This window comes from Neoroseomonas soli, from assembly GCF_018129065.1.
Classification (GTDB): domain Bacteria; phylum Pseudomonadota; class Alphaproteobacteria; order Acetobacterales; family Acetobacteraceae; genus Neoroseomonas; species Neoroseomonas soli.
Map to the genome: position 1 here is coordinate 1 of NZ_JAAEDM010000064.1, position 20,925 is coordinate 20,925.

A 20,925-nucleotide genomic window follows, 5' to 3' on the forward strand; every position below is an offset into this window, starting at 1 on the left:
GCATGTCGAGACGCCGCGCGCCGTGACCGGCCCCGTCGCCGTGCCCGGCACGCATGCCCCGCTGCCCGCCGCCGCGAAGCTGATGGCCGAGACCGGCGCGACCGCGGCCGCCATCGGCGCCGGCACGGGCAAGGACGCCCGGATCACCAAGGGCGACGTGCTCGACTTCCTCGCGCGCCCCGCCGCCGCCCCGGCCGCCGCGACCGCGCCCAAGGCGGCGCGCGCGCTGGAAGCCGGCGAGGAACGCGTGAAGATGACGCGCCTGCGCACGACCATCGCGCGCCGCCTCAAGGAAGCGCAGAACACCGCCGCCATGCTCACCACCTTCAACGAGGTGGACATGGGCGCGGCGATGGCGCTGCGCGCCGAGTACAAGGACGCCTTCGAGAAGAAGCACGGCGTGAAGCTCGGCTTCATGTCCTTCTTCGTGAAGGCCTGCGTCGCCGCGCTCAAGGAATTCCCCGCGGTCAACGCCGAGATCGACGGCGACGAGATCGTCTACAAGAACTTCGTCCACATGGGCATCGCGGTGGGCGGCCCGTCCGGCCTGGTCGTGCCGGTGGTGCGCAATGCCGACACCCTCTCCTTCGCCGAGATCGAGAAGACCATCGGCGCCTTCGGCAAGAAGGCCCGCGACGGCGCGCTCAAGCTCGACGAACTGGCCGGCGGTTCCTTCACCATCACCAATGGCGGCATCTACGGATCGCTGATGTCCACGCCGATCCTGAACCCGCCGCAGTCCGGCATCCTGGGCATGCACAAGATCCAGGAGCGCCCGATGGCGATCGGCGGCAAGGTCGAGATCCGGCCGATGATGTACATCGCCCTCTCCTACGACCACCGCATCGTCGATGGTAAGGAAGCCGTCTCCTTCCTCGTGCGGGTCAAGGAGAGCATCGAGGATCCGCGCCGGCTGATGCTCGACATCTAAGCCGCCATCCGTCTCGTGGACGGGGGCGTGGCCCCGTTTCCACGGGGCCGCACACCCCCGTCCATCCGGGCCCTGCGGACATCCCGCAGGGTCGAGCACGGAGGCCGCGCCACGTCATCCCGACGTGGGCGGCCTTCACCTTTCCGCGGCCCGCGCCGGGCGTGCCGCGCCATGCCATACGCAGGAGAACCAACCATGCGCAGCCGTGAAGGCCAGTTTTCCGACGCGCGCCCGATCCAGCGCAGCCAGGCGGAGAAGGAGAAGCTGCTCCGCGAGCTCAAGGACACGCTGGCCGGGCTGAAGCCGCACGCCGCGCCGTCCATGCGCACCGCCCTGACCCAGCGGATCCGGGAGCTCGAGTCCGAACTGGGCGTCGCCGCAAAGAGGTAGCCCGCGTCGTGGGAGGGGCCCCGCCCCTCCCCTTCGCCTCCGTGCCGGGCCGGAGGCGCACCTGCTGCCCTCCATCCGCCCTTCCGCCGGCCGAGGCCATCGAAGGGACTGCCGCGGGGCCCTCCTGCGCCACCCGGCACCCACGTCACGCGCATCCCATGCGCCGGCTGGGAGACCAGGGCCTTCCCGGCCCGCAGGACCCCGGCCCGCCCATGCCGGCGCCGCCATGCCGAACGGCGGGGGCCGCGCCCCGCCCGGCTACCTCCTCACCTTGCCCTGAAGCACTTCATCGCAGCGGCGTGCGCCAGCGCACATCCTGCGGCGTCCGGCCTTCCCACAATGGAGCATGCCATGGCCGCCACGGGACGCCTCGCCATTGCCTTGATGCTGTTCGCCGCGCCGCCCGCCGGTGCCGGGGCCAATCCCCTCGTCGGCACCTGGCTCGCCAGCCAGGGCGGGCAGGCGGTCGAACTGACCCTTTCGGCGGATGGCGCCTTCGCACGCCGCGACCTCGGCCCGGGCGGGACGGACATGACCGTGTCCGGCCGCTGGATGATGGCCGGCAGCGGCCCCTGGCTGCGCCTGACCATCGAGGACTGGGCACCGCGCCGCGCCTGCGGGCTGCTCGGCTGCACCGCCATCGGCATGCTGCCGGGCGAGACCTACCGCTACGTCCTGCACGGCGAGGACCGGCTCCTGCTCGAGGATTCAGGCGGCCCCACCGAATACCGGCGCGCGGGGTAGCGCCATGACCGGATGCAGCCCCCAGGCCGAGGCCGCCCTCGCCCTTGCCGCCGATCGCGAACAGTGCCGCGCCGGCTTCGGCGCGCTGCTCGCCCGCGCCGACCTGCCGGCCATCGCGGCGACGGAACTGGTCCGGCGCTACCAGGAACCGCACCGCGCCTACCACGACTCGGCACATGCCGGGCTGCTCTGGCTGCGCCACCTGATGCATGGCGGTGATCCGGGCGACCGCGACATGGCACTGGCGATCCTGTTCCACGACGCGGTCTACGAACCGCTGACGAAGGACAACGAGGCGCGGTCGGCCGAGCTGCTCGCCGCTCTCGTGCCGGGCGCGACGGGCTGGGTGCGGGGGGCGATCCTCGCCACCGCCGACCACTACGCCTATGCCGGGACCGACTGCCGCGTGCTACGCCTGCTGGACCTGGACCTGACGCCGCTCGCCGAACGACCGGAGGTCTTCGCGCGCAACACGGGCCTGCTGCGGCAGGAATACGCGGCGGTGAGCGAAGCCGCCTGGCGCTCGGGCCGCCGCGAGGTGCTGGCGTGCTTCGCGGCGACGGACCGGCTGTTCCGCACGCGCCTCGCCGCGATCTACGAAGCGCCGGCGCGCGCTAATCTCACGGCTGAGATCGCGGCGCTCTCCGAGGCGGCATGACGCGGAAGGCGCCGGCCGTCACCAGGCCGAGCGCCAGCCCTTCGAGCGCGCCGCCGATGATCCCGCCAGTCACCAGGGAAGTGGCGTCGGTCGCCGTCACGCCCAGCAGCCAGCGCGCGCTGCCGAGCAGCGCGCCGAGCATCGAGCCCAGCATGACGAGCCACGCCCAGGTCCCCTGCGCCGCCACCACCCGGCCGAGCACCCGGCCCTGGGCGAGGCCGTAGGTCAGGCCGCTGACCACGCTCGTGACCAGGGCCGCGATCACCACGAAGGTCGCGATGGTCATGCCGGCCGCCCAGCTGGTCAGCACGCCGTAGACCAGGATGGTCACGAGCGCCGCCGCGTAGCCCGCCGCCGCCGTCGCCCCGATCCAGAGCGGCGCGGGGAAGCCGGGATAGGTCCTCATCAGCGCCACGGCCTGCGCCAACCCGAGGCATCCGCCGGCGATGGCACCCGCGAGCGCGCGCAGCAGCATGACCAGCATGCCGAGCCGCCCGGCCTCCGGCATCGCCTGCGGCAGCAGCACGACGTTCCACAGCGTGGCGAGCGGCAGGCCGACCGCGAGCCCCACCACGCAGGCCGCGATCCAACGGGGGCCGTTGCCTGCGGGCGGGGTCCAGTCGGCCATGGGGCTATGCCTCCTCGGGCAGCGTGACGGTGAGCCAGCCGCGCCCGTCCATGCGCGCGACGTCGCCGGGGAGCAGCAGCACGGTGGTGGTGTCGCTCTCCACGATGGCGGGGCCGGCGATGTCCTGCCCGGACGCCAGGGCGGCGAAATCGTAGACGGGCAGTTCCGCATCCGCGCCGGCCAACCGTGCGCGGCGGCGGGCGAAGGGCGCGGCCGAGGCGCCACCGGCCGCGGCCTCGGGTTCCGGCATGGGCGGCAGGCGGCCGATGACCGCGAGGCGGGCATTGACCAGCACCACCTCCTCCCCCTTCAGCGCGTAGGTGAAGAGGGCTTCGTGCCGGCCATGGAAGGCCTCGGTCACGCGCTTCGCCAGGCCAGGCGCGTCCCAGTCCACGGTTTCCAACGGCACGGCGATCTCGAAGACCTGCTCGCCGTAGCGCATGTCGGCGGCGCGCTTCGTCTCGACCTCGCCGCCGAACCAGGTGGCGACACGAGCGCGGCCTTCCTGTTCCAGCCCGGCCCAGATGGCACGCAGCGCGGCGTCATCCGGCACGCCGCCGGTGCCGAGTTCGCTGCGCGCCATCTCGTAGCGCAGGTCGGTGTGCAGCATGCCCCAGGCGGAAAGTCCGGCGGCAAAGACCGGCACCGCGACGCGGCGCATGCCGAGTTCCCGCGCCACCGCGGAAGCATGCAGCCCCGCCGCGCCACCGAAGGCGAGCAGCGTGAAGTCGCGCGGATCGACGCCGCGCCGCACGGTGGCGACGCGGATGCCGTCCGCCATGCGGACATTGGCGAGGCGATGCACGCCCTCCGCCGTCGCCATGGCATCGAGGCCAAGCCGCTGCCCCAGCACGCCGAAGGCCCGTTCCGCCGCCGCGCGATCCAGTTTCCGCGCCCCGCCGAGGAAGTTGTCCGGGTCGAGGTAGCCGAGCACCAGGTTGGCGTCGGTCACCGCCGGTTCCGTCCCGCCCTGGTCGTAGGAGACCGGCCCCGGCACGGCGCCGGCGCTGCGCGGCCCGACCTGCAGCGTGCCGCCCGCGCCGACATGGCCGATCGACCCGCCGCCCGCGCCGAGCGTGACGATGTCGAGGCTCTCCAGCGCGATCCGCTCCCCGCCCACGGTGCGGCCACGGCCGAGCGCGGCCTCGCCATCCTGGACCAGCGCGATGTCGGTGGACGTGCCGCCGACGTCGAAGGTGATGAGATCCTGCCCCAGACCGCGTTCGGCCAGCGCCACGCCCGCCGCGACGCCACCCGCGGGACCGGAAAGCGCGGTTCCGGCGGCCAGCCGCGCGGCTTCCTCCACCGGCGCGACGCCGCCATGCGAGAGGATGACGAAGACCTGGCCGCCATAGCCCGCCTCGGACAACCGCCCGCGCAGCCGCGCGAGGTAGCGCGACACCACCGGCCCGACATAGGCGTTCACGCAGGCGGTGGAGAAGCGCTCGAATTCCTTGATCTGCGGCAGCACCTCGGCCGAGGTGGTGACGAAGATTCCGGGCAGCGCCGCGCGCACGGCATCGGCCGCCGCGCGTTCATGCGCATCGTCGCGCCAGGAATGCAGGAAGCAGATGGCGACCGCCTCGACCTTCTCCGCCTTCAAGGTGGCGATGGCGGCGTCCAGCGACGCGCGGTCGAGCGCCGTCTCGACGCGGCCGTCGGGGCGGATGCGCTCGCGCACCGGCAGGCGCAGGCGGCGCGGCACCAGGGCGGGTGCGGCGGGCAGGCGCAGGTCGTAGCGCTCGGGCTTCAGGCCCTCGCGCATCTCGATGACGTCGCGGTGCCCTTCGGTCGTGAGCATCGCGACCTTGCCGCCGCGCCGTTCCAGCAGCGCGTTGGTGGCAACCGTCGTGCCGTGGACGATGCGCTCCGTGCGCGCGAGCAGGTCCGCGAGCGACAGGCCCAGCCGATCCGCCAGCACGGACAGCCCGGCGACCACGCCCTCGCTCTGGTCGGCGGGGGTGGAGGACGCCTTGGCGAGCGTCGTCACGCCATCCGCGGCGACGCAGACCACGTCGGTGAAGGTGCCGCCGACATCGACGCCGATACGATAGGTCGCGCTCATGGATGCGCTCCGAAGTGAAGGAAGGTCGGGGGAGGAGAACCTCCCCCGATCCCCCTCCCTTCTTTGGATTCCTGGGAACTGACGTCGAGGGCCAGCGCAAAGGTGACAAAAGAAGGAGGGGGGTTCGGGGGGAGTTCCCTCCCCCCGACCTTCAGCGCCCGCATCACAGCAGCCCCTCCGCCGCATCGGCCGCGCGCGCCGCAGGATCTCGTTTCTCGGGTGGCCCCCATCCGCCCCCGCCACCGGCGCGGACATGCAGCACGTCGCCGGGCGCGAGCGGGATGCCGACCTCCTTGGTGCGCAGGTCGCGCGAGGTCCCGTCCGCGCGGTTCAGCGTGTAGTGATGCGGCGCGCCATCGCGGCCGCCGAGCATCCCCGCCGCGCCATGGCGCACGCCATCGCCCGCCGTGTTCGCCACCGCCGGGCCGTCCGTCTCCAGCCGCAATTCCAGTTCGCCGCCGAGGCCGCCGCGATATGTCCCGTCGCCCGCGCTGCCGGGGCGGAATTCGTGCTTGGCGAAGAACAGCGGGAAGCGTGCCTCGGCCATCTCGACGCTGCCGAACTTAAGGCCGCCGGCGGAATGCCACTCGCCCGCCGTAGACCAGCCGTCGCCCTTCGGGGACCCGCCGCCGCCGGGCCGGGCGTGGAACAGGTGCCAGACGAAGGGCCGGTCCGGCCGCCGCGCATCCCGCCCCTTGATGGCGAGGCGGAAGCGCCGTCCCCAGCCGCCCATGGCGCGGTCCGGGCAGGCATTGGCCAGCGCCTTGACCACCGCCTCGACGATCTCGTTCGAGCAATGGGAGGTGCACATGGTCACCGGCGCGCCCTCCCGCGCCCAGACCACGGTGCCTTCCTTCGCCACGATATCGACCGGGCGGAAGCAGCCATCGTTCTTCGCCACCTCCGGGTCGAGCAGGAAGGCGAAGGCCATGCGTACGGCAGACGCCATGTTCGGGTAGGACGAATTGACGAAGCCCGGAGTCTGCGGGTCGCTCTCGGACAGGTCCACCGTCAGCGAATCGCCGCGCTTGGTCACGCGCGCGCGGATGGCGATGTCGGTGCCGCCGAAGCCGTCATCGTCGAGGAAGGCCTCCCCCAGCCATTCGCCATCCGCCCAGGTGGACAGGATGCGCCGCGCATGGGCCTCCGACAGCGCGAGGATGGCGTCCACCGCCGCCACCGTGCCCTCCGCGCCGTGCTTGCCCAGCACCGCGAGCAGCCGCCGCTCGCCGAGATGCGCCGCGCCGATCATCGCCATCAGGTCGCCGCGCACCTCCCGCGGCAGGCGGGTGTTGGTGGCGATCATGCGCACCAGGTCCTCGCGCGCCGTGCGGCCCTGGCCAAGCAGGATGGGCGGGATGCGCAGGCCTTCCTGCCAGATCTCGGTCGCGGCCGGGTTGTAGCCGCCATGCGTCGCGCCGCCGACATCGGTGTGGTGGGCACGCACGACCGACCAGAAGACCAGCCGCCCCGCCGTGAAGACCGGCACGATCACCGTCAGGTCCGGCAAATGCGACCCGCCATGGTAGGGGTCGTTCAGCAGGTAGATGTCGCCCTCGCGCACCGTCTCGCCGAAGGCCTCCCGCACCGCCTGCACCGCGAATGGCATGGCGCCGACATGGACCGGGATGTGGTCCGCCTGGGCGAGCAGCCGCGCCTGCCCGTCGCAGAGCGCGATCGAGAAGTCGCGCGAGGAATTGAGGATCTGGGAATAGGCGGTGCGCAGCATCGCCTCCCCCATTTCCTCGACGATGGCGCGGAATCGGTTGTCGAGGACGGACAGAGTCACGGGATCGGGCGTGGTCATGGGGCCGAACGCTCAGGCGCTACGGCATCCGCGTCAAGGCTTCGCAGGCCGGGCGCGCCGCGCCATGATCCACGGCAACACCCAGGGGAAGGAACCGCCATGACCGTCACCGTCGAGAACCCGGACCTGCGCATCGTCACCGACGGGCTGCGCTTCCCCGAAGGCCCGGTGGCGATGCCGGACGGTTCCGTCGCGCTGGTCGAACTCGAATCCCGCCGCATCACCCGCGTCGCCCCGAACGGCGCCAAGTCCACCATCGCCACCGTGACCGGCGCGCCGAACGGACTGGCCCTGGGGCCGAACGGGATGCTCTACGTCTGCAACAACGGCGGCTTCTCCTGGCACGAGGAACCGGGCCTGCTGCGCCCCTCCGGCCAGTCCCCCGACTATTCCGGCGGCCGGATCGAACGCATCGACCCCGCGACCGGCGCCATCGAGACCCTCTATCGCGCCTGCGACGGCCGCCCCCTGCGCGGCCCCAACGACCTGATGTTCGACGGCCAGGGCGGCTTCTGGTTCAGCGACCTCGGCAAGGTGCGCGCGCGCGACCGCGACCATGGTGGCGCCTACTGGGCCGCGGAGGACGGATCGAAGGTCATCGAGGCCGCCTTCCCGATCTTCGGCGGCGCCAACGGCATTGGCGTCAGCCCCGACGGCCGGACGCTGTATGTGGCGGAAACCGAGACCGGCCGCCTCTGGGCCTGGGACATCGAAGGCCCGGGGAAGCTGAAGAAGGAACCCTGGCCGTCGGTCAGCGGCGCGCGGATGCTCTGCCAGTTCCCCGGCTACCGCCGCCTCGACAGCCTGGCCATCGCGGCATCCGGCAACATCATCGTCGCCACTCTCGTCTCAGGCGAGATCACCACCGTCTCCCCCTCCGGCGAGATCCTGCGCGTGGTGAAAATGCCCGAGCGCATGCCGACCAACATCTGCTTCGGCGGCCCGGACATGCGCACCGCCTACATCACGCTCTCGACCAGCGGAAAGCTCGCCGCGATGCAATGGGACGAGCCCGGCCTGCGCCTGCCCCACGGTTGACAGCGCCAGGGCGCCCGCTGACTGTGTGCGCCTGCGAACGGCGCCGCGAGCGCCGCTGAATATGAGAGGGAATTCGTCCATGACCGGTCCGCAGATCGCGCGGCGCGCGCTGCTCGGCACGGCGCTGGCCGCGCCGTTCGTCCGCCCGTCCTTCGCGCAGGGGGGCGACCCCTACGTCATCGGCACGCTCTTCCCCATGAGCGGCCCGAACGGCGAATATGGCAAGCTCTTCACCGACGGCGCGGCGCTCGCAATCGAGCACGCCCGCGCCGACGGCACGCTGCGCCGGCCCATGCGCATCCAGGCCGAGGACACCCAGGCCCTGCCGCAGCAGGGCGTCATCGGCATGACCAAGCTCGTGAACGTGGACAAGGCGCATTACGTCCTGGTCGGCTTCACGGCGGTGTCGAAGGCCGTCGCGCCGGTCGGCGACCGCGCCAAGACCGTGATGGTCAACGGCGGCGCGGTGGGGCCGGACCTCTCGGGCCTCTCGCCCTATTTCTGGAACGTCATCCCGCTCGCGCACCTGGAGACGCAGGCCTTCCTGCCCTTCCTGATCCGGCGGAACCTCAAGCGCATCGCACTGGTCTATGTGGATGACCCGCTGGGCGACGCCATCCTCGGCCTGCTGCGGACGGAACTGCCCAAGGCGGGCGGCGAGCTCGCCGGCACCTTCTCCATCCCGCGCACGGCGCAGCAGTTCGGCCCCATCGCGGCGCGCGTGCGCCAGACGCGGCCGGATGCGGTCTATGTCGCCTCCTTCGGCGCGCAGCAGGCGCAGATCATCAAGGGGCTGCGCGACAACGGCATCACCCAGCCGCTGGTCGGCTACTCGGCGCTGTCGATCGATTCCGTGCGTACCCTGCCGGAAGCCGAGGGCGTGATCTTCACCAGCCAGAAGTTCGACTACACCGGCGGGTCCGAGATCACCCGCCGCTTCGCCACCGACTTCAAGGCGCGCCACGGCGGCGAGCCCGGCGCCTACAACGCCAACTACTACAATGCCGTGCGCCTGTTTGCCCTGCTCGCGCGCGAGATCGAGCGCGAGAACGGCACCGTCAACGGCGACAGCCTGCGCGCGACGCTGCTCCGCGTCCGCGAATTCGACCTGGTGGGCGGCAAGGGCCGCTTCGATGACCTGGGCAACATCTCCTCGGAGATCCAGGTCAACGAGATCCGCGGCGGGCGCGTCGTTCCGATCGCCTGAGGCGCGCGTGCTCTTCCTCCAGCTCCTGCTGCAGGGCATCCAGACGGGTGCCCTGTATGCGCTGACCGCGGCGGGTTTCGCGCTGATCTTCGGCGCGACCCGCATCTTCCACTTCGCGCACGGGACATCCTTCACCCTCGCCGGCTACGCCTTCCTGTTCTGCTGGAACGCGGGCATTCCCTGGTGGGCGGGGGCGCTCGCGGGCATCGTCGCCGCGACGCTGTTCGGCCTGGCGATGGAACGCTTCGTCTATCGTCCGATCCAGCGGCACGAAGGGTCCTTCTTCACCGTCTTCGTCGCTGCCTTCGGCGTGGCGGTGGTGGTGCAGAACCTGATCGGCATGTTCGCCGGGCGCGGCTTCGCCGCCGTGGACACATCCCTTTCGCGCGCGACCGAGGTCCTGCCCGACGTCTTCCTCGCACCGATCTTCTGGATCGCGATCGCGGTCGCGGTGGTGCTCTTCGCGGCGCTCTCGGCCTTCCTCACGCGCACCCATGCGGGCGTCGCGCTGCGGGCGCTGGCGCAGAACCCGGACCTGCTGCGGGCCTATGGCTTGTCCTCCAACCGCCTGTCGATGCTGGCCTTTGCGCTCGGCTCCGCCATGGCGGCGCCGGCCGCGGTGCTGACGGCGATGACGACCGGGCTGAACGAGGCCATCGGCCACCACGTCATGCTGATCTCCATCGCCGCGACCATCGTCGGCGGCGTCGGCTCCCTGCGCGGGGCGGCCTTGGCCGGGCTCATGCTGGGCGTGGCGGAATCGGTGGCGCTGCAATTCGTCGATACGCAATGGGCGGAGGCGGTCTCCTTCCTCGTCCTCTTCGCCTTCATCATCTTCCGCCCGAGCGGCATCTTCGGGGTGGCACAGACGCGATGATCGCATACGCCGCCAACCTGGCGACGCTGGTCGCCATCTTCTGCATCCTCGCCGCGACGCTGAACTTCATCATCGGCTTCGCCGGGATCTTCTCCGTCGCCCATGCGGTGTTCTTCGGCCTCGGCGCCTATGCCGGGGCGCAGGTCGCGCTGCTGCTGGTGCCGGATGCGCTGCTCGCCTGCATCGTCGCGGCCATCGTGGCGGGCGGGCTGTCGCTCTGCCTCGCCCTGCCGGCGCTGCGGGTGCGGGGGGAATACTTCGTCGCCGCCTCGCTCGGGTTGCAGATGATGGCGACGACCCTGTTCGCCGAGGCCAAGGCCTTCACCGGCGGCATCGGCGGCCTCGTCGCCATCCCGCGCCCGACCCTGTTCGGCATCGAGGTCGGCGTGCTGCCGCTGGCGCTCGTCGCGCTGGCGCTGATCCTGTTCCTGACGGCGCGGCTCCAGCACGGCGCCTTCGGCCGCTCGCTGCAATCCATCCGCGACGCGGAAAGCGCGGCCGAGGCGCTCGGCAAGAACGTCGCCGCCGCCAAGACGCTCGCGGTCGCCTTCGCCTGCGCCGGGGCGGGCATCGGCGGCGCGCTGTTCGCCCTGCACCTGTCCTTCGTGAACGTCGAATCCTTCACCATGGACCAGTCGGTGCTCATCATGGCCATGGTCATCATCGGCGGCACGGGCACGCTCTGGGGGCCGGTCATCGGCGCCATCATCCTGCTGGCGCTGCCCTCGGGCCTCGCCTTCCTGCCCTTCATCCCGGCCACCGAGGTCGGTGCCGTGCAGCAGATCATCTACGGCCTCGCGATGACCCTGCTGATGGTCTTCCGCCCCGCCGGGCTGGTCGGCGACCTCTCCAAGGGGAGGGCCACGGCATGACCGAGGTCCTTCGCACCGAGAGCCTCGCCCGTGCCTTCGGCGGGTTGCAGGCCGTGGCGGGCGTCTCGCTCTCCCTCCATGCCGGGCAGGTCACCGCGCTGGTCGGGCCGAACGGCGCCGGCAAGACGACGACCTTCAACCTCATCACCGGCAACCTGCGCGCCGATTCCGGCGCGGCGCAGATCCGCGGCAGGCCGATCATGGGCATGAAGCCCTGGCAGGTGGCGCGGCTGGGCGTTGCGCGGTCGTTCCAGGACCTGCGCCTCTTCACCCACATGACGGTGCGGGAGAACGTGCTGGCGGCGACCGAGACCGCATCCTGGTTCTGGCAGCCCGGCGGCACCCGCGCGCGGGCACAGCGGCAGCAGCGCGCCGATGCCGCGATGGAAGCGACCGGCCTGACGGCGCTCGCCGATGCGCGCGCGGTGGACCTCGCCTATGCCGAGCGCAAGTTCCTCTCCATGGCGCGCATCCTCGCCGCAGAGGCCGATATCTGGCTGCTCGACGAACCCGCCTCCGGCCTCGACCTCGCCTCCCGCCTGCGCTTCGGGCAGTTGCTGAAGGACGCGCAGGCGCGCGGCGTCGCGATCTGCCTGATCGAGCACAACCTCGACGTGGTGGTGGAACTGTCGAACCGCATCGCCTTCCTCGACCAGGGCAAGGTGCTTGCGGAAGGCGACCCCGAGACCATCCTCCGCGACCCGGCGCTCGCCGCCATCTATTTCGGCGACCGGCCGCAGGAGGCCGCATGAGCGCGTCGCACCAGACGGCGGGTGACTTCGCCATCCAGGCCCTCGGCCTCTCCGCGGGCTATGGCGGGCGCGAGGTCCTTCAGGACGTCTCGCTGAACCTGAAGGCCGGCGAGATCCTCTGCCTCATCGGCCACAACGGCGCGGGCAAGTCCACGCTGCTGCGCGTGCTCTTCGGCCTGCACCGGCCTTCCGCCGGCACCATGCGCATCTTCGGTAGCACCCCCGCGAACCATACGCCCGCCGCCCTCGGCGCCACCGGCGTCGCGCTGGTGCCGGAAGGCCGCGGCGTCTTCCCCGACCTGACGGTGGAGGAAATCTTCGGCCTCGCCCTCTGGTCCGCCGGCGTGCCGAAATCCGGGCAGCGCGAACGGATCGAGGAAGTCCTCGACGTGCTGCCCCGCATCAAGGAATTCCGTACGCGGCGCGCGGGCACGCTCTCGGGCGGTCAGCAGCAGATGGTCTCGATCGGGCGCGCGCTGCTCACGCGGCCGCGCGTGCTGCTGCTGGACGAACCATCGATCGGCCTCGCGCCGAAGCTGTTCCAGGATCTGATCCGGCCGATCGCGGCGCTGCGCGAATCCCGCGGCATGGCGATCCTGCTGGTGGAGCAGAATGTCCGCGAGGCCTTCTCCGTCTCGGACCGCGTGCTGGTGATGCGGTCCGGCAAGTTCATCTTCGAGGGCGCGCCGTCCGAACTCGACGACCACACGAAGCTGATGGAACTCTTCTGACGGGACGCGGAGAGGGGCGTCGCCCCTCTCCGGACCTCTCCCCACCAAAGGCCGAAAGGCCTTTGGAAACCGTCATCCGCGATGGCCCGAAACCTCGGCGCCTGCATCCGCCGGCAAGCGGGCGTGCAGCGGGATGGAAAGCACCACCACCACCGCCGCCACCACGAAGCCCAGCGAGAAATCCGCCGGCAGCAGTGCTTCCCGGCCAGCCAGGCCGAGCGATACCTCGAGCGTCCCCGTCGCCAGCACCACGCCCAGCGCCGGCGTCAGTTGCTGCAAGGTCCCGTACAAGGCCGTCGCGGCCGACATCCGCTCCGTCGGCACATCGGCGAAGGCGAGCGTGTTCAGCGACGTGAATTGCAGGCTCCGCGCCAGGCCGCCCAAGGCCAGCAGCAGGAAGATCGCCACCGAAGGCCAGGCCGGCGTCACCAGCGCGAGCGCGCCGATGCCGGCCGCCGCCAGCACGCCATTCACCATCAGCGTTCGCCGGAACCCTCCCCGCCGCAGCACCGGCCGCACCAGCGGCTTCATCGCGAAGGCACCGAGCGCAGTGGCGAAGGAGACGAAGCCGCTCTGCGTCGCGCTCATCCCGAAGCCAATCTGCAACATCACCGGAATCAGGAACGGCACCGCCCCCGCCCCCGTGCGAAACAGGCTGCCCGCCACCGCCGGATCGCGGAAGGTCGCGATGCTGAACAGCGAAAGATCGACCGCCGGCCGCTTCACCCGCCGGCAATGCCGGATCGCCAGCGCCCCGGTCGCCAGGCCAAGCCCCAGCGACAGCCACGACACCCATCCCGGCACCACGTGCCGCCCCACCGTCTCCAGCCCGAACATCAGCAGCGCCAACGCGGTCCCGGTCAGGCCAAGGCCCACCAGATCCGGCGGCCCCGGCCGCGTCGGCGGCACATGCGGGATCTTCCACGCCACCAGCGCGAAGCCGATCAGCCCGATCGGCACGTTGATCCAGAACACCGCCCGCCAGGACCAGTAGTCGGTCAGCACACCCCCCAGCGGCGGCCCCGTCACGGGCCCGAGCAGCGCCGGCATGGTCAGCCAGGCCATCGCCGAGAGCATGTCCTTCTTCGCCACCCCCCGCAGCAGGAGCAGCCGACCGACCGGCACCATCATCGCGCCGCCCAGGCCCTGCATGACGCGGAAGGCGATCAGTTCCCCCAGCCCCTGCGCCCGTCCGCACAGCATCGAGGACGCGACGAAGACCAGGATCGCCAACATGAAGACGCGCTTCGCCCCGAAGCGGTCTGCGATCCAGGCGGAGAAGGGAATGAAGACCGTCAGGGCGACAAGATACGACGTGATCGCGGCACCGAGCCGCGCCGGGTCCTCGCCGAAGTCCCGCGCCATGGCGGGCAGCGCCGTGGCGAGAACGGCACTGTCCAGGTTCTGCATGAACAGGGCGGAGGCGACGATCAGGGCGATGCCGCGGTGGTCGCTCATGCGAAGCGGGGGGAGAAGGGAACTTCTCCCCCCACACCCCCCTCAACCTTCCTTGGCCATTGGGAACTGACAGCCGGGGGCAGAGCCAAGAAGCCAAAGAAGGGAGGGGGGGCGGGGGAGGTTCCCCTCCCCCGCGCTTCCGCACTGCGCATCACGGCCGCAGCACCACCCGCCCCACGCTGCGCCTGCCGCGCACTTCCGCCATCGCCTCCCGGAACTGTCCGAGCGGAAACCCCGCATGCACTTCCGGCTTCAGCTTCCCCGCCTGCCACCAGGCCATGAGTTGCGCCCACAATTCCCGCGCCCGCGCCGCATGGACGCGCCGGTTGTCCCCCGGCGACCACCCGACATAGGTGCCCCAATTCACCCCCGCGACGGCGATGTTCTTCAGCAGCAGGATATTCGCCGCGACGGTCGGAATCCCGCCGCCCGCGAACCCCACCACCACCAGCGTGCCGCCATCCCCGAGGCAGCGCAGCGAATCCTCGAACACATCACCGCCGATGGTATCGAGCACGCAGGCGACGCCCTGCCCGCCCGTCGCCTCGCGCACCGCGTCGCGGAAGGGCTGCGCGCTGTCGAGCACGACATCGGCCCCGCGTGCCCGCAACAGCCCATGCTTCGCCGCCCCGGCGCGGGCAATGACGCGCGCGCCCACCGCCTTGGCGATTTCCACCCCTGCCAGCCCGACGCCACCCGCGGCCCCATGCACCAGCACCCAGTCGCCCGCCGCGATCCGACCGCGCCACAGCAGCCCCGAACCCGCGGTGGGATAGGAAATCGGGAAGGCCACCGCCGCTTCCGCCGGCAGCCCCTCGGGGATCGGGATGACGTGGATGTCGTCCGCGATCGCCTCCTCGGCATAGCCGCCCCAGTCGAGCACGGCGAAGACGCGCGTGCCGACCGGCGGCGCATCGGCATCGGGCGCGGCTTCGAACACGGTGCCGACAACCTCGGTTCCCGGCACGAAGGGCAGCGGCGGCTTGCGCTGATACTTGCCCTCGACAACGAGCTGCGTGGCGAAGGAAACGCCGGACGCCTCGACGCGGATGCGCACGCCGCGCGGCCGCATCGGCGGGGGCGGGATGTCCTTCAGCTCCAGCTCGTCGAAGGGCCGCCAGGACTCGCACAGAATCGCGCGCATCAATCCATCCGTATGTTGGCGGCGCGCACGATGGCGCCGAATTTCGCCGATTCGCTGCGGCAGAAGGCGTCGAACTCGGCCGGCGTGTTCGCCACCGGATCCGCGCCGAGCGTCGCCAGCCGCGCCCGCACCTCCGGGTCCCGCACCGCCACGGCGATGGCGCGCTGCATCTTCCCGGTGATCGCGGCCGGCGTGCGCGGCGGCGCCCAGAACCCGTACCAGGTGGAGATCACGAGGTCCGGGAAACCGGCCTCGGCCGTGGTCGGCAGGTCGGGGAACACGGCGATGCGGCGCGCATCGAGCGCCGCCAGCGGCCGCAGCAGCCCTTCCCGCACCGCGCCGGCGCCGGCCGGCACGCTGTCGAACATCACATGGACATTGCCGGCGATCAGGTCCTGGATCGCCGGCCCGGCGCCGCGGTAGGGCACGTGCACCATGTCCAGGCCCGCGATCTGCTTGAACATCTCGCCCGCCAGGTGCTGCGCCCCGCCGATCGAGGACGAGGCGTAGGACACCCGACCCGGATTGGCCTTCGCGTAGTCCGCGAGTTCGCGCAGCGAGCGCACGGGCAGGCGGGGGTTCACCAGCGCCACCAGCGGCACCATCCCCATATTCGTCACCGGCGTGAAGTCGTTGAGCGCGTCATACGGCATGTTGCGGTTGATGTGCGGGATGATGACATGCGCCGAGGCATTCACCAGGAACACCTGCCCGTCCGGCGCCGCGCGCGCCACCTCCGCAGACCCGATCGTGCCCGAGGCGCCGGGCTTGTTCTCCACCACCAGCGGCTGGCCGAGTTCCTGCTGCGCGCGCTGCGCCACCACGCGGCCCACCAGGTCGGTCGGTCCGCCGGGCGGATAGGGGACGATGCAGCGCACCGGCCGGTTCGGCCAGTCCTGCGCCAGCGCGGGCGCGCCGAGCGGCGTGAGCGCAAGCGTGAACGCGGCGCGGCGTGTGATGTTCATGGACATCCCTTCCCTTCCTTCGGCTTCGCGTCAGGATAGGCCCGGACCGTCACGGAGGAAATGCGATGGACGAGGCGATGCGCCCCTACAAGGGGCTTCGCGTGCTGGATGCCGGGCAGGGCATCGCCGGCCCCTATTGCGGCATGATGCTCGCCGCCTGCGGCGCGGACGTCATCAAGCTGGAACCCGCCGAAGGCGACTGGTCGCGCGGCCTCGGCACGGCGAAGGACGGCGTCTCGGTGATGACGGTCTGCTTCAACCGCGGCAAGCGCAGCGTCGTGCTCGACCTGAAGTCGGACGACGGCAAGCGCGCCGCCGCGAAGCTCGCATCGCAGGCCGACGTGCTGATCGAGGCCTTCCGCCCCGGCGTCGCCGCGCGCATCGGCCTCGGTCCCGAAAACGCGAAGGCGGATGCCGTGTGCCTCTCCATCTCCGGCTTCGGCCAAAGCGGGCCTTATTCCGAACGCCCCTGCACGGATTCGGTCGCGCAGGCCTTCTCCGGCATGGTCGCGTTGAACGAGGGCGCGGACGGCGTGCCGCACAAGGTCGGCGCCTTCATCTCCGACATGGCGACGGGCATCTACGCCTTTTCCGCGGTGCAGGTCGCGCTCGCCGCGCGCGCGCAGGACAGCGCGCCGCGCCGCCGCGTCATCGACATGTCGCTGATGGCCGCGACCTCGAACCTGCTGACGCACCAGATCGCGGAATGGGGCGTGCAGGGCAAGGCCGCCGCGCCACCCAATGTGCCCGCCGGCGCCTACCAGGCCGCGGACGGCGTCTGGGTGATGATCACCCTGGTGCGCGAGGCCGAATGGCTCGCCATCTGCGACACGCTCGGCATCCCCGAGATCGCGCGCGACGAGCGCTTCCTCGATTTCCGCCGCCGGCACGAGAACCGCGAGGAACTCTACGCCATCTTCCGTGCCACCTTCGCGAAGCGCCCCGCGGCCGATTGGATCGCGCTGCTGCAAGGCGCGCGCCTGCTCGCGGACCGCGTGAACACGCCGCTCGACTGGCTGGCGAACGAGCATGTCGTCGCCTATGGCGGCGCCTCGCGCGTGCCGCAGCCGCAACTGGGCGGGGTGCCGCTGCCGATCCTGCCGGGCCTCGGCCACTGGCAGGCGCTGGCGCCGGGTCTTGGTCAGCACACCGCGGAAGTGCTCGCGGAGATCGGCGCGTGACCCTGCCCGCGGCGCTGGCGGCGGAGGCCCCGCGCGCCGCGGCGATGCTGGACCGCCTCGGCGCGATCGGCGCCGATCCGCCCGGCATCACCCGCCACGCCTTCGACGAGCGCGAGAACGCGGCGCACACCCTGGCGGTGGAACGGGCGCAGCACCTTGGCCTGGAGATTGCGCGCGATGCCGCGTGCAACCTCTACCTCACCTGGCCCGGCACGGATCGTGCGGCGCCGCGCGTGCTGCTCGGCTCGCATTTCGACAGCGTGCGCCATGGCGGCAACTACGACGGCGCGGCGGGCGTCGTCGCCGCGCTCGCCGCCGTCTCGGCGCTGCGCGCCACCGGCTTCAGGCCGCGCGCCGACATCACCATCGCCGCCTTCCGTTGCGAGGAAGCGGTCTGGTTCGGCCTCGGCCTGGTCGGCAGCCGCGCCGCGCTCGGCATCCTGCCCCCCGATGCGCTGGACCGCCGCCGCGCCGACACCGGCCTGACGCTCGCGGACCACATCGCCCGCTGCGGTGGCGACCCCGCCGCCATCGCGCCCGGCCGCCGCCTGCTGCCCAACGGCCCGATCCGCTGCTTCCTCGAAGCCCATATCGAACAGGCGCCGAGCCTGATCGAGGCCGGCCTGCCGCTCGCCGTCGCCACCGGCATTCCCGGCAACATCCGCCACGCCGCCATCCGCATCACCGGCGAGGACGCGCATGTCGGCCTGCCCCGCCGCTTCCGCCGCGACGCCGCGCTCGCCGGCGCGGAGATCTTCGCCGCCCTCGATGCGCTGTGGGCGGAGGAGGAAGCCGCCGGCCGCGCCATGGCCTTCACCATCGGCCGCTTCCACACCGACGTGACGCGCCACGAGATCACGGTCGTCGCCGGGGAGTTCACCTTCTCGATCGACCTGCGCGCCTATGACGCCGCGCATCTCGCGGCGCTGGACCGGCGCTTCCGCGACATCCTCGACGCCACCGCCGCGCGCCGCGGCGTGACCATCGACCCCGGCCCGCGCAGCGCCGCCCCGGTCGGCCCTTGCGATCCTGCGCTGCAGGCAAGCCTTGCCGCCGCCGCCGCGCGCATGGGCATCGCCACCATGCCGCTCGGCTCCCCGGCCTCCCACGACGCGGCGAACTTCGCCGCCGCCGGCATCCCGACCGGCCTGCTGCTGATCCGCAACGCCCATGGCAGCCACAACCCGCGCGAGGCAATGGACGCCGCCGACATGATGGCCGCCGCCGCCACCTTCGCCGAATGGCTGCGGGCGGAAGCGGCGGCCTGAGCGCCCGTCAGGAAGGCTGGACGCCCAGCCGCCGCACCAGCGCGCCGTATCTCTCGCGCTCCCGCGTGATGCGGGCGGCGAAGGTTTCGCCGCTCTCGAAGCTTGGCGCCATGCCGAGCGGCGCCATGCCCGTGGTGGCGACCGGCATGGCCAGGGCCTGCCCGATCGCCTCGGCGAGCCGGTCCACCACCGGCTTCGGCGTCGCGGCGGGCGCCGCCACCCCGAACCAGAGCACCGCCAGCGCGTCCGGATGGCCGAGTTCGCCGATGGTCGGCAGGTCGGGCATGTCCGGGTTGCGGCGCTCGGCCAGGGTCGCGAGGCCGAGAATCCGCCCGTCCTTGATCGCCGGCATCGCCACCGAATCGAACAGCAGCTGCACCCGCCCCGCGAGCAGGTCCGTGAACGACGGCGCGGAGCCGCGATAGGGCACGTGCTCGAGCCTGATGCCCGTGGCATCGGCGAAGAGTTCCCCGGAAAGCTGCGTGGTCGTCCCATTGCCCGCCGATCCGAAGCGCAGCGCGCCGGGATTGGCCTTGGCATGGGCGATCAGCCCCGCGACGTCGCGGAACGGTACCGAGGGATGCGCCGCGATGACGTTGTAGGCGATCGAGGTCATCGCCACCGGCACGAAGGCCGTCGCCGGATCGAAGGGCAGGTGCATCACGTGCTGCGCGATGGTCATCACCGCGACGGGAAAGGCAAGGAAGGTATGCCCGTCGCGCGCATTCGCCACCGCTGCCGCGCCGATGGTGCCGCCTGCCCCGGCGCGGTTCTCGACGATGATCGGCTGGCCGAGCAGCCGCCCGAGCGGCTCCGCGATCGGCCGGATGGACAGATCGGTCGTGCCGCCCGGCGGATACGGCGCGATCATGGTGATCGGACGGTTCGGCCAGGTGGCCTGGGCATGCAGCGCGCGCGGCGCGGCGAGCACGCCGGCTGCCGCCAGAAGCGGCCGCCGCCGCATGAGCGTGGTGATCGGCATCACATCCTCCTTAGTCCCGGCCTGACGCGCCGGCTTTGCCCCATGCTACAGCACCCGGCGGCACGACAGGAACGGCTTCGCCGCGCCACGGCCGCACCTTCGCGCCGCGTGCAGCGTTTCATCGACCTGCGCGCGTCACGCGGACCAACTCCGTGCCACCGACAACCTTCCACGACAGGGTGTGACCGACCCGTGCTCTCCATCGCCTGCCTTGCGCGCCGCACCGCCTGCGCGACCTTCCTCGGCCTCGCCGCGCTGCTGCCCGCCGGCGCCCAGGCCGCCAGCTTCGATTGCCGCGCCCCGGCCGACGCCTTCGAGCGCACCGTCTGCGCCGATCCTTCGCTCTCCGCCCTTCAGGCGGAAGTCGATTCCTACCGTCGCGAGATGGCCGGCATCCCGTGGCGCCGCGGCCTGCGCGAACGCCATGACGCCGCCATGGCCACGCTGCGCGAGAACTCCGCCCAGGACCCCGCCGCGATCCGCCGTGGCCTGCAGGGCCGCCTCACCGCGCTGCGGGAGGAGAATGGCTGGTACTCGACGCATGGGCTCGAGGAAGCACCCGAGCGCCGCCTGCGCACCGCCTGCCTGCCGCTGCCCTCCTCCGAAGGCGCCGCCGCGCAGCGCCGGCCCTGCCGCGTGCGGGAATTCGGCGCGCTCGGCACCGCCGATGGCCGGCGCTTCGCCTTCGCGCTCTACGACTACCCGCCCGACCGGAACGGCGAACTGGCGAATGAGAGCGCCATCCTGGTCCTCTCCGCCGCCCAGCCGGGCGAATGGACGGTGGACGTCGCCGAGCGGCTGACCGAGGCGCAATGCCGCCGCCCGCGCCTCATCCGCGCCCCCGACGGCGCCACCATCCTGCTGCTGCCCTGCGCCGAAGCCGGCACCGGCGCCGCCAATGCCGAGATGGCCTATCGCCGCAGCGGCCCGTCCTCCTTCCGCGTCTGGCAGGAGCTCGACATCACCTCCTGGACCGCGGCACTCGATCGCCGCATGCCGCCCGGCACCACCGTGCTGCGCGGCATCTACCCCGACTATGAGCGCCTGACCGCCTCCATCCCCCTGTGGCGGGAGGATGACCCCGCCTGCTGCCCCACCGCCGGCCGCGCCGAGGCCCGCCTCGGCTGGGACGGCGACCGGCTGGTGCTGCGCGACGTGGCCTTCCGCCTCGGCGCGCAGGAAGTGCCGCAACGGTGATGCCACGCCGGGGCGGTGCCGTGACACGAC

General features: G+C 71.8%; 20 protein-coding genes. 13 read left to right on the top strand and 7 right to left on the bottom strand.

The annotated features are described in order from the left end of the window. The 4 genes from odhB to GXW76_RS18915 all read left to right on the top strand — a co-directional run. Positions 1-931 (top strand): 2-oxoglutarate dehydrogenase complex dihydrolipoyllysine-residue succinyltransferase (gene odhB / locus GXW76_RS18900; protein WP_211863657.1); only part of this gene is annotated, 931 nt, incomplete at its 5' end. A 195-nt stretch (positions 932-1,126) separates the two neighbouring features. Continuing rightward, complete coding sequence (locus GXW76_RS18905) at positions 1,127-1,321, top strand: hypothetical protein (protein ID WP_211863658.1); 195 nt, start codon at positions 1,127-1,129, stop codon at positions 1,319-1,321. 351 nt (positions 1,322-1,672) lie between these two features. Continuing rightward, a complete protein-coding gene (locus GXW76_RS18910) occupies positions 1,673-2,065 on the top strand; it encodes a hypothetical protein (RefSeq protein WP_211863659.1) in 393 nt (130 codons plus the stop codon). 4 nt (positions 2,066-2,069) lie between these two features. Continuing rightward, positions 2,070-2,723, top strand: coding sequence for an HD domain-containing protein (locus GXW76_RS18915; RefSeq protein WP_211863660.1), 654 nt, complete (start codon positions 2,070-2,072; stop codon positions 2,721-2,723). Here GXW76_RS18915 and GXW76_RS18920 read toward each other — a convergent pair. The 3 genes from GXW76_RS18920 to GXW76_RS18930 form a co-directional block, all read right to left on the bottom strand. Next, positions 2,686-3,351, bottom strand: a complete 666-nt coding sequence (locus tag GXW76_RS18920; RefSeq protein ID WP_211863661.1) for a hypothetical protein — start codon at positions 3,349-3,351, stop codon at positions 2,686-2,688. The two genes, GXW76_RS18915 and GXW76_RS18920, sit on opposite strands and share 38 nt — an antisense overlap. Before the next feature lie 4 nt (positions 3,352-3,355). Then, positions 3,356-5,416 (bottom strand): hydantoinase/oxoprolinase family protein, encoded by a 2,061-nt coding sequence (locus GXW76_RS18925; protein WP_211863662.1) that lies wholly within the window; start codon positions 5,414-5,416, stop codon positions 3,356-3,358. A 163-nt stretch (positions 5,417-5,579) separates the two neighbouring features. After that, positions 5,580-7,223: a hydantoinase B/oxoprolinase family protein gene (locus GXW76_RS18930; RefSeq protein ID WP_211863663.1), complete on the bottom strand. Its 1,644-nt coding sequence runs from the start codon at positions 7,221-7,223 to the stop codon at positions 5,580-5,582. Positions 7,224-7,322: 99 nt separating this feature from the next. On the opposite strand from GXW76_RS18930, the gene GXW76_RS18935 reads away from it, so the two are divergent. From GXW76_RS18935 to GXW76_RS18960, 6 genes are all read left to right on the top strand, one after another. Further along, positions 7,323-8,261 (top strand): SMP-30/gluconolactonase/LRE family protein, encoded by a 939-nt coding sequence (locus GXW76_RS18935; protein WP_211863664.1) that lies wholly within the window; start codon positions 7,323-7,325, stop codon positions 8,259-8,261. 79 nt (positions 8,262-8,340) lie between these two features. Further along, on the top strand, positions 8,341-9,468 hold the full coding sequence (locus GXW76_RS18940) for an ABC transporter substrate-binding protein (RefSeq protein ID WP_211863665.1): 1,128 nt from the start codon (positions 8,341-8,343) through the stop codon (positions 9,466-9,468). 7 nt (positions 9,469-9,475) lie between these two features. Then, entirely contained in the window at positions 9,476-10,345 is an 870-nt protein-coding gene (locus GXW76_RS18945; RefSeq protein ID WP_211863666.1) for a branched-chain amino acid ABC transporter permease, read from the top strand. After that, positions 10,342-11,217, top strand: coding sequence for a branched-chain amino acid ABC transporter permease (locus GXW76_RS18950; RefSeq protein WP_211863667.1), 876 nt, complete (start codon positions 10,342-10,344; stop codon positions 11,215-11,217). The genes GXW76_RS18945 and GXW76_RS18950 overlap by 4 nt, the downstream gene beginning before the upstream one ends. Continuing rightward, positions 11,214-11,969, top strand: a complete 756-nt coding sequence (locus tag GXW76_RS18955) for an ABC transporter ATP-binding protein (protein WP_211863668.1) — start codon at positions 11,214-11,216, stop codon at positions 11,967-11,969. Before GXW76_RS18950 ends, GXW76_RS18955 begins: the two co-directional genes overlap by 4 nt. After that, entirely contained in the window at positions 11,966-12,700 is a 735-nt protein-coding gene (locus GXW76_RS18960) for an ABC transporter ATP-binding protein (protein WP_211863669.1), read from the top strand. The genes GXW76_RS18955 and GXW76_RS18960 overlap by 4 nt, the downstream gene beginning before the upstream one ends. Positions 12,701-12,772: 72 nt before the next feature. Here GXW76_RS18960 and GXW76_RS18965 read toward each other — a convergent pair whose 3' ends face one another. The 3 genes from GXW76_RS18965 to GXW76_RS18975 form a co-directional block, all read right to left on the bottom strand. Beyond that, positions 12,773-14,158 carry an MFS transporter gene (locus GXW76_RS18965; protein WP_211863670.1) on the bottom strand — a complete coding sequence of 462 codons (1,386 nt, stop codon included), beginning with the start codon at positions 14,156-14,158 and terminating at the stop codon, positions 12,773-12,775. A 151-nt stretch (positions 14,159-14,309) separates the two neighbouring features. Next, positions 14,310-15,302 (bottom strand): NADPH:quinone oxidoreductase family protein, encoded by a 993-nt coding sequence (locus GXW76_RS18970; protein WP_211863671.1) that lies wholly within the window; start codon positions 15,300-15,302, stop codon positions 14,310-14,312. Beyond that, positions 15,302-16,267: a Bug family tripartite tricarboxylate transporter substrate binding protein gene (locus tag GXW76_RS18975; protein ID WP_211863672.1), complete on the bottom strand. Its 966-nt coding sequence runs from the start codon at positions 16,265-16,267 to the stop codon at positions 15,302-15,304. The genes GXW76_RS18970 and GXW76_RS18975 overlap by 1 nt, the downstream gene beginning before the upstream one ends. 65 nt (positions 16,268-16,332) lie before the next feature. On the opposite strand from GXW76_RS18975, the gene GXW76_RS18980 reads away from it, so the two are divergent. Further along, a complete protein-coding gene (locus GXW76_RS18980) occupies positions 16,333-17,448 on the top strand; it encodes a CaiB/BaiF CoA transferase family protein (protein WP_211863673.1) in 1,116 nt (371 codons plus the stop codon). Beyond that, a complete protein-coding gene (locus GXW76_RS18985; protein WP_211863674.1) occupies positions 17,445-18,716 on the top strand; it encodes a hydantoinase/carbamoylase family amidase in 1,272 nt (423 codons plus the stop codon). Before GXW76_RS18980 ends, GXW76_RS18985 begins: the two co-directional genes overlap by 4 nt. Before the next feature lie 7 nt (positions 18,717-18,723). Here the strand turns inward: GXW76_RS18985 and GXW76_RS18990 are convergent, their stop codons facing one another. After that, a complete protein-coding gene (locus GXW76_RS18990) occupies positions 18,724-19,698 on the bottom strand; it encodes a Bug family tripartite tricarboxylate transporter substrate binding protein (RefSeq protein ID WP_211863675.1) in 975 nt (324 codons plus the stop codon). A gap of 192 nt (positions 19,699-19,890) precedes the next feature. Here GXW76_RS18990 and GXW76_RS18995 point away from each other — a divergent pair, with 192 nt between their 5' ends. After that, positions 19,891-20,895, top strand: a complete 1,005-nt coding sequence (locus tag GXW76_RS18995; RefSeq protein ID WP_211863676.1) for a lysozyme inhibitor LprI family protein — start codon at positions 19,891-19,893, stop codon at positions 20,893-20,895. The last annotated feature ends 30 nt before the right edge of the window (positions 20,896-20,925 follow it).

Coding starts and splice junctions, on each gene's coding strand:
- GXW76_RS18965 (WP_211863670.1), bottom strand. CDS start 14,158: ATGAGCGACCACCGCGGCATCGCCCTGATCGTCGCCTCCGCCCTGTTC.
- GXW76_RS18915 (WP_211863660.1), top strand. CDS start 2,070: ATGACCGGATGCAGCCCCCAGGCCGAGGCCGCCCTCGCCCTTGCCGCC.
- GXW76_RS18920 (WP_211863661.1), bottom strand. CDS start 3,351: ATGGCCGACTGGACCCCGCCCGCAGGCAACGGCCCCCGTTGGATCGCG.
- GXW76_RS18950 (WP_211863667.1), top strand. CDS start 10,342: ATGATCGCATACGCCGCCAACCTGGCGACGCTGGTCGCCATCTTCTGC.
- GXW76_RS18970 (WP_211863671.1), bottom strand. CDS start 15,302: ATGCGCGCGATTCTGTGCGAGTCCTGGCGGCCCTTCGACGAGCTGGAG.
- GXW76_RS18960 (WP_211863669.1), top strand. CDS start 11,966: ATGAGCGCGTCGCACCAGACGGCGGGTGACTTCGCCATCCAGGCCCTC.
- GXW76_RS18935 (WP_211863664.1), top strand. CDS start 7,323: ATGACCGTCACCGTCGAGAACCCGGACCTGCGCATCGTCACCGACGGG.
- GXW76_RS18975 (WP_211863672.1), bottom strand. CDS start 16,267: ATGAACATCACACGCCGCGCCGCGTTCACGCTTGCGCTCACGCCGCTC.
- GXW76_RS18940 (WP_211863665.1), top strand. CDS start 8,341: ATGACCGGTCCGCAGATCGCGCGGCGCGCGCTGCTCGGCACGGCGCTG.
- GXW76_RS18955 (WP_211863668.1), top strand. CDS start 11,214: ATGACCGAGGTCCTTCGCACCGAGAGCCTCGCCCGTGCCTTCGGCGGG.
- GXW76_RS18905 (WP_211863658.1), top strand. CDS start 1,127: ATGCGCAGCCGTGAAGGCCAGTTTTCCGACGCGCGCCCGATCCAGCGC.
- GXW76_RS18925 (WP_211863662.1), bottom strand. CDS start 5,416: ATGAGCGCGACCTATCGTATCGGCGTCGATGTCGGCGGCACCTTCACC.
- GXW76_RS18980 (WP_211863673.1), top strand. CDS start 16,333: ATGGACGAGGCGATGCGCCCCTACAAGGGGCTTCGCGTGCTGGATGCC.
- GXW76_RS18910 (WP_211863659.1), top strand. CDS start 1,673: ATGGCCGCCACGGGACGCCTCGCCATTGCCTTGATGCTGTTCGCCGCG.
- GXW76_RS18930 (WP_211863663.1), bottom strand. CDS start 7,223: ATGACCACGCCCGATCCCGTGACTCTGTCCGTCCTCGACAACCGATTC.
- GXW76_RS18990 (WP_211863675.1), bottom strand. CDS start 19,698: ATGCCGATCACCACGCTCATGCGGCGGCGGCCGCTTCTGGCGGCAGCC.